The sequence below is a fragment of the Microbispora sp. NBRC 16548 genome (assembly GCF_030268985.1).
Lineage (GTDB): Bacteria > Actinomycetota > Actinomycetes > Streptosporangiales > Streptosporangiaceae > Microbispora > Microbispora catharanthi.
This window is the reverse complement of sequence record NZ_BSSF01000020.1, coordinates 103,785-116,195: the sequence shown is the minus strand read 5'-3', so window position 1 is coordinate 116,195 and position 12,411 is coordinate 103,785. Positions and strand designations below refer to the sequence as shown.

At 71.9% G+C, this 12,411-nt stretch carries 11 protein-coding genes; 2 read left to right on the top strand and 9 right to left on the bottom strand.

The window, feature by feature from the left end:
* Together QSK36_RS38195 and QSK36_RS38190 are read right to left on the bottom strand one after the other, a co-directional pair.
* A partial coding sequence (locus QSK36_RS38195) for a sugar ABC transporter ATP-binding protein (RefSeq protein ID WP_285785743.1) occupies positions 1 to 1,206 on the bottom strand: 1,206 nt, incomplete at its 3' end.
* A gap of 46 nt (positions 1,207 to 1,252) precedes the next feature.
* A complete protein-coding gene (locus QSK36_RS38190) occupies positions 1,253 to 2,440 on the bottom strand; it encodes an ROK family transcriptional regulator (protein ID WP_183540761.1) in 1,188 nt (395 codons plus the stop codon).
* 157 nt (positions 2,441 to 2,597) lie between these two features.
* Here QSK36_RS38190 and QSK36_RS38185 point away from each other — a divergent pair, with 157 nt between their 5' ends.
* Both QSK36_RS38185 and QSK36_RS38180 read left to right on the top strand, forming a co-directional pair.
* The gene (locus QSK36_RS38185; RefSeq protein WP_285785742.1) at positions 2,598 to 3,341 is read left to right on the top strand and encodes a beta-phosphoglucomutase family hydrolase; all 744 of its coding nucleotides are present in this window, start codon (positions 2,598 to 2,600) and stop codon (positions 3,339 to 3,341) included.
* Positions 3,338 to 5,740: a glycoside hydrolase family 65 protein gene (locus tag QSK36_RS38180; RefSeq protein WP_285785741.1), complete on the top strand. Its 2,403-nt coding sequence runs from the start codon at positions 3,338 to 3,340 to the stop codon at positions 5,738 to 5,740. Before QSK36_RS38185 ends, QSK36_RS38180 begins: the two co-directional genes overlap by 4 nt.
* Before the next feature lie 28 nt (positions 5,741 to 5,768).
* On the opposite strand, the gene QSK36_RS38175 is transcribed toward QSK36_RS38180, so the two are convergent.
* The 7 genes from QSK36_RS38175 to QSK36_RS38145 all read right to left on the bottom strand — a co-directional run bounded on the left by QSK36_RS38175 (position 5,769) and on the right by QSK36_RS38145 (position 12,362).
* Positions 5,769 to 6,677, bottom strand: coding sequence for an SDR family oxidoreductase (locus tag QSK36_RS38175; RefSeq protein WP_285785740.1), 909 nt, complete (start codon positions 6,675 to 6,677; stop codon positions 5,769 to 5,771).
* 65 nt (positions 6,678 to 6,742) lie between these two features.
* On the bottom strand, positions 6,743 to 7,660 hold the full coding sequence (locus QSK36_RS38170) for a GNAT family N-acetyltransferase (protein ID WP_285785739.1): 918 nt from the start codon (positions 7,658 to 7,660) through the stop codon (positions 6,743 to 6,745).
* Complete coding sequence (locus tag QSK36_RS38165) at positions 7,657 to 8,634, bottom strand: hydroxyacid dehydrogenase (protein WP_285785738.1); 978 nt, start codon at positions 8,632 to 8,634, stop codon at positions 7,657 to 7,659. The genes QSK36_RS38170 and QSK36_RS38165 overlap by 4 nt, the downstream gene beginning before the upstream one ends.
* Positions 8,618 to 9,610 carry a dihydrodipicolinate synthase family protein gene (locus tag QSK36_RS38160; RefSeq protein ID WP_285785737.1) on the bottom strand — a complete coding sequence of 331 codons (993 nt, stop codon included), beginning with the start codon at positions 9,608 to 9,610 and terminating at the stop codon, positions 8,618 to 8,620. Before QSK36_RS38160 ends, QSK36_RS38165 begins: the two co-directional genes overlap by 17 nt.
* Positions 9,610 to 10,629 (bottom strand): NAD-dependent epimerase/dehydratase family protein, encoded by a 1,020-nt coding sequence (locus QSK36_RS38155; RefSeq protein ID WP_285785736.1) that lies wholly within the window; start codon positions 10,627 to 10,629, stop codon positions 9,610 to 9,612. Before QSK36_RS38155 ends, QSK36_RS38160 begins: the two co-directional genes overlap by 1 nt.
* 3 nt (positions 10,630 to 10,632) lie before the next feature.
* Positions 10,633 to 11,469 (bottom strand): carbohydrate ABC transporter permease, encoded by an 837-nt coding sequence (locus tag QSK36_RS38150; RefSeq protein ID WP_221264157.1) that lies wholly within the window; start codon positions 11,467 to 11,469, stop codon positions 10,633 to 10,635.
* Entirely contained in the window at positions 11,466 to 12,362 is an 897-nt protein-coding gene (locus QSK36_RS38145) for a carbohydrate ABC transporter permease (RefSeq protein WP_183540777.1), read from the bottom strand. Before QSK36_RS38145 ends, QSK36_RS38150 begins: the two co-directional genes overlap by 4 nt.
* Positions 12,363 to 12,411 lie beyond the last annotated feature (49 nt).

The window sequence follows — 12,411 nt, the reverse complement described above, 5'->3', positions numbered from 1 at the left end:
CTGGTTACCACCCGACAACGTCCGAATCGGCCGCCGCGGATCAGGCGGACGAATGTCCAACGCCTCCGACAACCGCTTGGCCTCGGCGAACTCACTCCGCCGATCCAGCCAGCCCAGCCACCGCGGCCGGGTGTAACGGCTCAGGCTCGCCAGCGTGATGTTCTGCGCCACCGGATGATCCAGCAGCAACGCCTGCGCCTTACGCTCCTCCGGCGCCAGACCCATGCCCATCCGCACCGCCCGCGTCGTACTACCCGGCCGCACCACCCGCCCATCCAGCACAACCCGGCCACTGGCCCGCCGCGCACCGTAGATCGCCTCGACGATCTCGCTGCGGCCCGAACCGACCAGACCGGCCAGCCCGACGATCTCCCCGGCCCGGATACTGAACGACACCTGCGCGAACCGGCCGGGCAGCGTCAGGTTCTCCACCCGCAACACCTCCGGCCGCCCCTCATGAGCCTCCCGGCCCGGCCGGGGCGGGAAGACATACTCCACATTGCGGCCGGTCATCAACGCCACGATCTGCGAGGTCGGCGTGTCCTTGGCCGCCAGACCCACCGCGACCGTCCGCCCGTCCTTCAACACCGTGACCCGATCCCCGATCTCCCGGATCTCCTCCAAACGGTGAGAGATGTAGATCACCGCCACCCCCTGAGAGGTGAGATCACGGATCACCCGGAACAGGTTTTCCACCTCGTCATGCGCCAACGCCGCCGACGGCTCGTCCATGATGATCAACCGAGCCGAATGTGACAACGCCCGAGCCATGCTCACGATCTGCTTGTGCGCCGGAGACAACCGGCCCACCTCGGTACGAGGCCGGATCTCCCCGTGCCCCAGCCGCCCCAGCAACTCAGCCGTCGCCCGATCGGCCTCGGCCCGCCGGGAGAACCCGAAGCTGGCCATCTCATGGCCCAGGAAGATGTTCTCCGTCACGCTCAACCCGTCGACCAGGTCGAGCTCCTGATAAATGGTGGCGATGCCGTGGCCCATCGCCGCGGTCGGCGGCGCCAGCCGCACCGGCGAACCGTCCAGCAACACCTCCCCCTCATCCGGCGCATGAGCACCCGACAAGATCTTGATGAGCGTGGACTTCCCGGCGCCGTTCTGGCCGAGCAGGCAGTGCACCTCGCCGGCCCTGACCTCAAGGTCCACGCCGTCCAGCGCGCGTACGCCGGGGAACTGCTTGACGATCCCCCTCATCTGAAGCAGGGGGTTTTCGTCTCCCATGGGGGTCTCCCAACGATGATCAGTTGGCGGAGTAGACGTGATCGCTGATAAGGCGGGTGGCGCCGATGACACCCGCGGTGTCGCCGAGTTCGGACAGCACGATCGGCAGGTTTCCGGTGGCGAGCGGCAGCGACCTGCGGTAGACGACGCTTCTGATCTCCGCGAGCAGCACGTGACCGAGCTTGGCCACGCCACCCGCGATGATCACGAGGCCGGGGTTGAAGAAGCTGACCAGGCTCGCCAGCACCTGGCCCACCCGGCGCCCGCCGTCGCGGATCAGCCCGATCGCACCCGCGTCGCCCTGCGCCGCCGCGGCGGCGACGTCCTCGGCCGTCAGCGTGCCCGCGACCGCGAGCCGCTCGGCCAGGTAGGGCGAGCCGCCCGCGCGGGCCACCGCGACGGCCTCGCGCGCCAGCGCGGCGCCGCCGAAGTACGCCTCCAGACATCCGGAGTTGCCGCAGGAGCAGACCGGCCCGAGGTCGTCCACCCGGATGTGGCCGATGTCGCCGGCGCTGCCGGAGACCCCGCGGTAGATCTTGTTGTCCACCACGATGCCGCAGCCGATACCGGTGCCGATCTTGACGAGCAGGAAGTCGTCGACGTGCCGCGCGAGACCGGCGTGCAGCTCCCCGAGGGCCATGATGTTGACGTCGTTGTCGACCACCGTGGGGCAGCACAATGCCTGCCCGACCGTCTCCCTGACCGGGTAGCGGTCCCAGCCCGGCATGATCGGCGGCACCACCGGAACGCCTTCTGCGAAGCTCACCGGCCCGGGGACGCCGATGCCGGCGCCGCTGAGATCGGTGAAAAGCCCGTCCCTGCTCAGCTTGCCGAGCAGTTCGATGGCCCGGTCGAGCACGACGGCGGGTCCCTCTCTGATGTCGCAGGGCTCGCTCAGGTGGCCGAGCACCTCGAGCTCTCCGTCGGTGACCGCGACGTCGATCGAGGTGGCGCCGATGTCGATTCCGGCGAACCGGATGTCATGGGCCAGCCGTACGCGTCCCGAGCGCCTGCCACCTCGCGAGGCGGCCAGTCCGTCGGGCTCGGCGAGGCCCAGCTCGACCAGCCGGTCCAGCTCGACGTTGAGCTTCGACCGTGACAGGTCCACCACGTCGCCGAGTTCGGCGCGGGAGCGCCCGCCGTCCCTCAGCAACCGCAGGAGCGCGGCCTGGTGGACGTTCTCCGGCCTGATGGTCGTCCTCTTCACGTACGCCTCCGCGTCCCGGTGATTGGCTGGAAACGTACCTCTTTTCTGCTGATCAGGGAAGACCTTTTATCGATGTGATGCAACCTTTCGCTGAAATCAGCAAAAGTCGCGTCCACTGCGTACGGGGTAGGAGTGCAGGAGGATGGTTGGAGGGCGCATGCTGGGGTTGCCTGACGAGGTGCGCGGCTGCCTGTTCGACATGGACGGGGTGCTCACGCGCACGGCCCGGATCCACGCCGCGGCGTGGAAGGAGATGTTCGACGAGTACCTGCGCGACCGGGCGGTCGCCACCGGCACGCCCTTCGTGCCCTTCGACGAGACCGGTGACTACGAGCGGTATGTCGACGGCAAGAAGCGCCTGGACGGCACGCGGGGGTTCCTGCGGGCCAGGGGCATCGACCTGCCCGAGGGCAAGCCGGACGACCCGCCGGGCATGCCCACCGTCAACGGCCTGAGCAACCGCAAGAACGAGCTGGTCCAGGCGATCCTCGACCGGCAGGGCGTGGAGGTCTTCGAGGGCTCGGTGCGCTACCTGCGCGCCGCCCGCGACGCCGGGCTGCGCCGCGCGGTCGTCTCCAGCAGCGCCAACACCGCGCGCGTGCTCGCCGCGGCCGGACTTGAGGACATGTTCGACGCGCGGATCGACGGCGAGGTGGCCAGGGAGCGCGGCCTGGCCGGCAAGCCCGCCCCCGACATGTTCCTCGCCGCGGCCGAGACGCTCGGGCTCGCGCCGGCCGAGGCCGCGGTGTTCGAGGACGCGCTGGCGGGGGTCGCCGCCGGGCGCGCGGGCGGCTTCGCCGTGGTGGTGGGCGTGGACCGCGGGCATCAGGCCGAAGCCCTGCGGGACAACGGCGCCGACGTGGTGGTGACGGACCTCTCCGAACTGCTGGACGACAAATGATCAAGCATCCCGCCTTCATCGTCGAGCCGTGGTCGGTGCGGGAGTGCCAGCTGCACACCGATGTGCTCGCCCAGACCGAGTCGGTGTTCGCGCTGTCCAACGGGCACATCGGGCTGCGCGGCAACCTCGACGAGGGCGAGCCGTACGGGCTGCCGGGCACCTACCTCAACTCCTTCTACGAGCTGCGCCCGCTGCCGTACGCCGAGGCGGGCTACGGCTACCCCGAGTCCGGCCAGACGGTCGTCAACGTCACCAACGGCAAACTGATCCGGCTGCTCGTGGACGACGAGCCGTTCGACGTCCGGTACGGCACGCTGCACTCACACGAGCGGGTCCTCGACCTCCGGGCGGGCACGCTCACCCGGAAGGTCTGCTGGAGTTCGCCGACCGGGGCGCAGGTGCGCGTCACCTCGACCCGGCTCGTGTCGTTCACCCACCGGGCCGTGGCCGCGGTCCGCTACGAGGTGGAGCCGGTGGACCAGCCGCTCAACGTGGTCGTCCAGTCGGAGCTGGTGGCCAACGAGACCGTGCCGCCGCCGACCGCCGATCCCCGCGCCGCCGCCGCGCTGGAGGCGCCGCTGGTGCTGGAGGAGAACGTCGCCGCGCGCAACAACGTGTGCGTCATGGTCCACTCCACCAGGGCCAGCCGGCTGCGGGTCGCGGCGGCGATGCGTCACGAGATCGACGGCCCGGACGGCACCCGCGTCGAGTGCGACGGCGGCGGCAACGTCAGCCGGGTCACGATCGCCACCCGGCTCGTGCCGGGCGAGCGGCTGCGGCTGGACAAGTTCTTCGCCTACGGCTGGTCGGCCAAGCGGTCCCGGCCCGCGATGCACGACCAGGTCGTGGCGGCGCTGGCGGCGGCCCGGCTCACCGGGTGGGACGGCCTGTGCGCCGAGCAGCGTGCCTTCCTCGACGACTTCTGGGCGGGTGCGGACGTCGAGGTCGAGGGCGACGCCGAGGTGCAGCAGGCCGTGCGCTTCGGGCTGTTCCACCTGCTCCAGGCGGGCGCCCGGCTGGAGCGGCGGCCCATCCCCGGCAAGGGGCTGACCGGCTCCGGCTACGACGGGCACGCGTTCTGGGACACCGAGAGCTTCGTGCTGCCGGTGGCCATCTACACCTACCCCCGGGCCGCCGCCGACGCCCTGACGTGGCGCGCCTCGATCCTGCCCCTCGCCCAGGCGCGGGCCGAGCAGCTCGGGCTGGCCGGGGGCGCCTTCCCCTGGCGGACGATCAACGGCGAGGAGTGCTCGGGATACTGGCCGGCGGGCACGGCGGCCTTCCACGTCAACGCCGACATCGCCGCCGCGGTCACACGGTACGTCGACGCGACAGAGGACACCGGCTTCGAGCGGGACATCGGCCTGCCGCTGCTCGTCGCGACCGCCCGGCTGTGGTGCGCGCTCGGCCACCACGACGCCGAGGGCCGCTACCGCATCGACGGCGTGACCGGCCCGGACGAGTACAGCGCCGTCGCGGACAACAACGTCTACACCAACCTCATGGCCCAGCGGAACCTGCGGGCCGCCGCCGCGGTGGCCGTACGCCACCGCGACCGGGCCGAGCGGCTCGGGGTCACGCTGGAGGAGACGGCCATGTGGCGCGACGCCGCCGCGGCCATGCACCTGCCGTACGACGAGCGGCTGGGGGTCCACGAGCAGAGCGAGGGGTTCACCGGGCACGCGGTCTGGGACTTCGCGGGCACCGAACCCGAGCAGTATCCGCTGCTGCTCCACTTCCCCTACTTCGACCTGTACCGCAAGCAGGTCGTCAAGCAGGCCGACCTCGTGCTGGCCATGCACCTGTGCGGCGAGGCGTTCACGCCCGGGCAGAAGGCGCGCAACTTCGCCTACTACGAGGCGCTGACCGTGCGGGACTCCTCGCTGTCGTCCTGCACCCAGGCCGTGCTCGCCGCCGAGGTGGGGCAGCTCGACCTCGCCTACGCCTATCTCGGCGAGGCCGCACAGATGGACCTGCTCGACCTGGAGCACAACACCCGCGACGGCGTCCACATGGCCTCGCTGGCCGGGGCGTGGATCGCGCTGGTGGCGGGGTTCGGCGGCATGCGGGCACGCGAGGGGCGGATCTGCTTCGCCCCCCGCCTGCCCTCGGGCATCACCCGGCTCACCTTCCGCGTCCGCTACCGGGGCCGCCTGCTGCGGATCGACGTCACCCCGGCCGGCACGACGTACCGGCTCCTGCACGGCCCGCCCCTCACGCTGTCGCACCACGGCGAGGAGGTGACGCTCGGCGCGCAGCCGCAGGCCCGGCGCAACGCGCCGCCGCCCTTCCCGGACCTGCGGGTCAGGCAGCCGCCCGGCCGCGCGCCCGCGCCCCGGCGGCCAGGGGACCTGTCCCGCGATCTCATCGGCCCGGCCGAGCAGGCCGAGGAGCTCTGACGGCCCGGCCGGGCGCGTCGAGAGGGGGTCAGAGCATCGCCTGCAGGGAGGCGCCCGCCTGCTCGCCCAGCTTCGTCGGGAGATAGGGCTGCTCGGCCATGACGGCCTCCCAGTTGTCGCGGATCGCCTCGATGGTGAGGTCGTCGGTCCGCCAGCCCGGCCCCTCGGCCACGAACACGCGGGCGATCCGCCCGGCCCCGACCGAGAACACCTCGCCGCTGGTCTCGCAGCTCTCATGGGCCAGGTACGCCACCAGCGGGCTGACCCGCTCGGGGGTGAACCTGCTCTCGAACTCCGCGGGCAGCAGCGTCTCGGTCATCCGCGTCCACGCGACGGGGGCGATCGCGTTGGCCTTGATGTTCGCCCGCGCGCCCTCGATGCCGAGCGTCTTGGTCAGGCCCACCAGGCCCATCTTGGCCGTCGAGTAGTTGGCCTGGCCGAAGTTGCCGAACAGCCCGGCGGGCGAGGAGGTGTTCACGATCCGCCCGTACGCCTGCTCCTTCATGTGCGGGAACGCCGCGCGGCTGACCAGGAAAGAGCCGCGCACGTGCACGGCGATCACGGCGTCGAACTCCTCGACCGTCATCTTCCCGAACGACCGGTCGCGCAGGATGCCGGCGTTGTTGACGACCACGTCGACGCGGCCGAACGCGTCGAGCGCCGTCCGCACGATCGCCTCCGCGCCCTCCGGGGTGGCGACGTTGTCGGTGCTGGCCACCGCCTCTCCGCCGTCCTTCACGATCAGTTCGGCGACCTCCGCCGCCGGGCCGGAGGACGCGCCGGAGCCGTCGAGGGCGCCGCCGAGGTCGTTGACGACGACCTTCGCCCCGCGCCGCCCGAGCAGCAGCGCGTGCGACCGGCCGAGCCCGTGCCCGGCTCCGGTGACGATCGCGACCCTCCCGTCGAACCTGAGCTCAGACCCCTCAGCAGCCGACATGGCGCCACCCTTCCTGAAAGAGAACAAGGTTCTGGTAGCACCTTATCCTTCGGCGGCGGTGGCGGTCAGAAGTAGTCGGCCGTCCAGTGCACGGCGCGGGGGTGCTCGACGACGGCCCTCACCTCGGCCTCCTCCAGCAACAGCGGCCTGGCCATGCCGGTGCGCTCGCCCCGGCGCTCCCACTCCTCGAAGAGGAGGGGCAGGGCGGCGCGGACCGGAGGGTCGAGCGGCGCGCGCAGCCGTCCCGAGCGCACGCCGCGCGCACGGGCCTCGGCGGCCACGGCGCGCAGCAACGGGGCGGCCGCCCCGTCGCCCGCGAGCGCCACCTCGACCACGTCTCCGGCGCTCCAGTCCACCACCGCGTACGCCATGGGGGTGCCGCGCTCGTGGACCAGCAGGATCTCGTGCGGCGGGCCATACCAGACGGGCACACGACCGATCCAGTCGCCCGCGGACCGCACGGTGGTGAGCGGGCGCCGGTCGTCGTACCGGTCGTGCAGCGCGGCGAGCACCGGCCAGTCGCCGAGCCCCACCGGCTCGGCGGTCCAGCCGGCGTCGGCGGGCGCACCGGCGGCGAAGCGGCCGTCCACGCGCGGCCGGTCGAACACCCGCCAGCCGGAACCGGCGTAGACGCCCGGCGTGCCGGTGAACAGCAGCGACCACGCGCACCCGGCCGCCGTCATCGCGTCGGCCGCCGTCGCGAGCAAGCGCCTGACCAGCCCCCTGCCCCGGGCGTCCGGCCTCGTCGCGACGCTGGACAGGCAGCCCACCGGCTGGACCCCGCTGCGGGCGTCGCGCACCTGACGGGGCAGCCAGTACACCACGGCCAGAACGCCGGTGGCGTCCACGGCCACGAACGTGCGGTCGAGGCGCCCCTCGTCCTGCTCGTACAGCGGCACGACGTGGGACGCGCCGAACGCCCGCTCCCACAGCGCGTACAGGGACGCCGCCTCGTCCGCGCGTACGGTCCTGAACTCGGTCACCCCATGCGCTCCAGCATCCGGGGCGTCACCTCGTGGTTCAGCGCGAGCCCCGCACGGTGGCGCCGGATCTCGTCCAGCACGAGCGCGCCCTGGCGCCTTCTCGCCTCCACCGTCCCGGCCGCCTGGTGCGGCGTGAGCAGGACGTTCGGCAGGGTCCTGAATCCGTGGTCCGCGGGCAGCGGCTCGGCGTCGAAGACGTCGATCGCGGCGTCGATCCGCCCGGTGCGCAGCTCCGCCAGGAGCGCCTCCTCGTCCACCAGCCACGATCTGGCCGTGTTCACCAGCCCCGCGCCGTCAGGCATGAGCGCCAGCTCGCGCGCGCCGAGCAGGTGCCTGGTCTCCGGCAGCACCGGCGCGTGCAGGGCCACGATCCTGCTCGTGCCCAGCAGTTCGTCCAGCGGCACGGCGGGCACGCCCGGCTCGCCGCCGAAGTAGGGATCGCTCACCACCGGCTCCGCGCCGAGGGCGCGCACCAGCTCCAGGTAGGCCCGGCCGGTGCGGGATGCGCCGACGACCCCCACGCGGCATCCCAGGAGCTCGTGCCGCGGCGGCGCCTGCTCCGCCGCGTGCCAGTCGGCGCCGCCGCGGAGCGCGTGGTCGAAGCGGTGGATCCGGTGCAGGAGGGACAGGGTGAAGGCGAGCGCCACCTCGGCGACCGGGCGGGCCATCGCCTGCCCCGCCTGGGTCACCCTGATCCCCCGCGCGAACACCTCGCCCGTGACGAAGAACTTGACGCTGGCGCCGATGTGGGCGACCAGCCGCAGCCCCGGCGCGAGGTCCAGCAGGGCCGCGTCGAGGACCGGCATCCCCCAGCCCGTGACCAGGATCTCCGTGCCGGGAAGCGCCCGCACCAGGCGGTCCGGGTCGGACGGGTCGTCGAGCAGACGGGCGCCGCCGAGCTCCCGCCCGAACAGCCGGGCGCGCAGGTCCGGCGGCACGCAGACCAGCGTGCGCGCGTCAGTCGAGCCAGGCATCGAGGTGCTCCGCCACGAAGTCGTCGTCCACGAGCCAGGGGTAGGCGACCGTCACCCGGGTCAGCTCCTCGGCCTGGCCCGGCGACAGGCCCTCGTCCGGGTCCAGGCACCAGACGCCGGCGAGCAGGCCCTGCCGCCTGAGCACCTCGTGCACGCCCGCGATGCACCCGGAGAAGCCGTGCGCGGCGTCGAAAACCGCCGCGTTGGCGTCGGTCAGCTGCTGCGCCTTCCCGGCCAGCCCGGCCGGGTCCCGGGACACCTGCTCGGCCATCGCGACGGCCGCCCGGGTCCACACCGCCCACTGGCCGAGCAGGCCGCCGCGGAATCGCAGCCCTCCGGGCAGCGTGGCGAGCAGGTCGCCGATGATGTGGTCGTCGTTGCCGGTGTAGAGCGCCACCTCGTCGCGCCGGTCCGCCGCGGCGACGCCGTGCGCGACCTCAAGCGTGCGATACCGGTCGAACGGCGCGACCTTGATCGCGACGGTGGACGGCTGATCGGCGAGCGCTCGCCAGAAGCCCCTCGACAGCTCGGGTCCGCCGATGGCCCGTTGCAGGTAGAAGCCGATCACGGGCAGCACCTCGCCCACCGCCCGCGCCCGCTCCAGCAGATCCGCCTCGGTGGCGCCGGGGACGACCGGCGACAGCAGCACAGCGTCGTACCCGAGGCCCGCCGCGAGTTCCGCCTCCGCGACCGCCTGGGCGACGGGACCGCAGGCGCCCGCGATCGTCACGACGTCCCCGGCGCGCCCGCTCACGGCGACGGTCTCGGCGGCCAGTTCCAGCACCGGGCGCAGCATCCCGGCCTCCCGGATCGCGAACTGGGTGGTATGCACGCCGACGGCGATCCCACCGGCGCCCGCCGCGAGGTAGTAGCGGGTCAAGGCCCGCTGGCGGCGCTCGTCGAGCGCACGGTCAGCGGTGAGGGCGAGCGGGTGAGCGGGGATGACCGCCCCGGCGAGCAGCGGTGCGAGGGACATCAGAACCTCCCGTCGCGCACGGCGAACTTGGTGGGCTTGCCCGACACCGGCAGTCCCCGCGCCAGCCAGTCGGCCTGCCACTCGACCAGCGTGCCCAGGGGGACGTCCGGGTAGCCGAACAGCGCGTGGCAGCGCGTGGCGTCGCTGAGCAGGGCGGTACGCGCCTCGGTCCCGGTGAACTCGGCGGCGACGCCGAACCTTTCGGCGAAGCGGGACGCGATCCGCCGGACCGACGCGGTCTCCGGACCGGTGATGTTGACCACGAAGGGGTTCGCGGCGGCGTGTTCCAGCGAGCGGAGCGCGACCTCGTTGGCGTAGCCCTGCCACACGACGTTGACGTGACCGGTGGTGACGTCAACCGGCGCACCCGACAGCACCGTCTGACCGATGTCGGCGAGCACGCCGTAGCGCAGGTCGACGGCGTAGTTCAGGCGCAGCAGGCTCACCGGGGTGCCGCGCCCCGCCGCGTGCTCGAACACCCGCTCCCGGCCCAGGCAGCTCATCGCGTACTCCCCGACGGGCCCGGGCGGGTCGGTCTCGGCGCAGCCTGCGGTCTCCAGGCCGGTGAGCGGGTAGACGTTCCCCGTGGAGAACGCCGCGATCCGCGCGCCGGCGTACCGCTCCGCGACGCGCGCGGGCAGCGCGGCGTTGACCACCCAGGCGAGGTAGGGCGCGGCGGCGGTGCCGAACTTCGCCCCCACCATGAACACCACGTCGCGGGCGTCCGGCAGCGCGCTCAGGTCGGCGTTCCCCATCAGGTCGAACGTCACCGTCCGCACCCCGTGCCGCTCCAGATCGCGGGCCGCGGCGGGGTCGGACCAGCGTGACACCGCCCATACAGCGTCACCCGTACGACCGGCCGCGTCGAGGCCTCGGCGCGCCAGCCGGCACAGCGTGGGGCCCATCTTGCCGCCCGCCCCGAGCACGACGAGGTCTCCCGCGCCCGACGCCAGCGAGGCGACGAGGGCCGCGGACGGCATGGTGAGCCGGTCTTCCAGGGCGAATTCCGAGTCGAACATCATTTATCCCTTGATTCCAGACATGGTGACGCCCTCGGTGAGGTAGCGCTGGCCCACGAGGTAGGCGGCGAAGATCGGGACGAAGGCCACGGTCGCGCCCGCGAGCACGACGTTGAGCGGCACGTTCTGCTCCTGGAGCGACGCGATGCCGACCGTCAGCGTGCGCATGCCGGTGCTCTGCCCGACGATCAGGGGCCAGAGGAAGTCGTTCCAGTGCCACAGGAAGACGAACAGACCGAGCGTGGCGAGGATCGGCTTGCACAGGGGCAACACGATCCTGACGAAGATCGTCCACTCCGACGCGCCGTCCAGCCGGGCCGCCTCGAACAGCTCGTCGGGCAGCGCCCCGATGAACTGCCGCATCAGGAAGACCGCCTGCGCGTTGGCGAGGGTCGGCACGATGAGCCCCCAGAAGGTGTCCACCCCGCCCGCGTTGGCGACCAGGACGAACAGCGGGATCAGCGTCACGTGGTACGGCACCATCACCATCGCGAGGAACGACCAGAACATGGTCTCCTTGCCGGGGAAGCGCTTCTTGGCGAACGCGTACCCGGCGAGCGAGGCGAGCAGCAGCACGAGCACGACGCTGACCACCGAGTAGATCAGCGTGTTCAGCGTCCACAGCGGCAGGTCTCCGCCACCCAGCACCCGCTCGTACGCCCCGGTGGCCAGCGGCCAGGGCAGCAGGCTGCCGGGGAACTCGACCGCCGCCACCGGCTTCAGGCTGAGCACGACCATCGCGTAGAACGGGAAGATCGTGACGATCGAGGCGACGCTCAGGAGCGCGATCCTCACGGCCCGGCCGGCGGGTCCCGGCTCCAGCGCTCGGTATGCGGTCACTTGGCCCTCCCGATGAGCAGTCGCTGGATCAGCGCGACGAACAGAGTGAGCACGAACAGGGCGACGCCGAGGGCGCTGGCGTAGCCGAGGTCGAAGTACTTGAAGCCCTGGTCGTAGAGGTCCATGACCAGGGTGTAGCTGGAGCGGCCCGGGCCTCCGCTCGTCATGACGTAGACGAGGTCGAAGACCTGGAAGGAGTTCGTGGTCTCGATCACGGCCAGGAAGAAGATCGCCGGCCGCAGCTGCGGCAGGACCACGTAGCGGAAGCGCTGCCAGGGGCCCGCGCCGTCGCTCAGCGCCGCCTCCTCCAGCTCGCGCGGCAGGTCCTGGAGCCGGGCCAGGACGATCAGCATGCCGTACCCGAAACGGGACCAGACCGACACGATCACCAGAGCGGGGATGACGAGGACCGGCGAGGCCAGCCACGAGCCGCCGATCAGCTCACCCAGCGGTCCCGAAGAGGAGAAGAGCCAGGTGAAGATCGTCGCGGCCAGCACGAGGCTGGTGATCACCGGGAGGAAGAAGATCGACCGGAAGAGCCGCACACCGCGGAACGAGCGGCGCACCAGCAGCGCGAGCCCCACCGACACACCGACCGACAACGGCAGGTAGAGGACCGTGTAGATCACGGTCACCCTGAGCGCCTGCCAGAAGAGCGGATCGTGCAGCATCCGCTGGAAGTTCTCCAGGCCGACGAACGTCGGGCTGTCTCCGACCGTGTACTCGAAGAAGCCGAGTAAGGTCCCCACGACGGCAGGGCCGAACCGGAAGGCCAGGAACAACAGGAAGCACGGCAGGACGAACGCCAGGCCCCAGCGGGCCTCGTACCGGGCGCCCGCCGACCTGCGCCGGGCCGTGGCTCGGCGCGGACGCGCCTGCGCGGTGACCGTCACGGGTGAACCTCACAAGTGGTGTCGAGACTTTCGCACCGGCCTGCCGCGG

Excerpts from the sequence above, each read along its gene's own strand:
- QSK36_RS38185 (WP_285785742.1), top strand. The coding sequence starts at position 2,598 with ATGCTGGGGTTGCCTGACGAGGTGCGCGGCTGCCTGTTCGACATGGAC.
- QSK36_RS38180 (WP_285785741.1), top strand. The coding sequence starts at position 3,338 with ATGATCAAGCATCCCGCCTTCATCGTCGAGCCGTGGTCGGTGCGGGAG.
- QSK36_RS38175 (WP_285785740.1), bottom strand. The coding sequence starts at position 6,677 with ATGTCGGCTGCTGAGGGGTCTGAGCTCAGGTTCGACGGGAGGGTCGCG.
- QSK36_RS38165 (WP_285785738.1), bottom strand. The coding sequence starts at position 8,634 with ATGCCTGGCTCGACTGACGCGCGCACGCTGGTCTGCGTGCCGCCGGAC.
- QSK36_RS38160 (WP_285785737.1), bottom strand. The coding sequence starts at position 9,610 with ATGTCCCTCGCACCGCTGCTCGCCGGGGCGGTCATCCCCGCTCACCCG.
- QSK36_RS38155 (WP_285785736.1), bottom strand. The coding sequence starts at position 10,629 with ATGTTCGACTCGGAATTCGCCCTGGAAGACCGGCTCACCATGCCGTCC.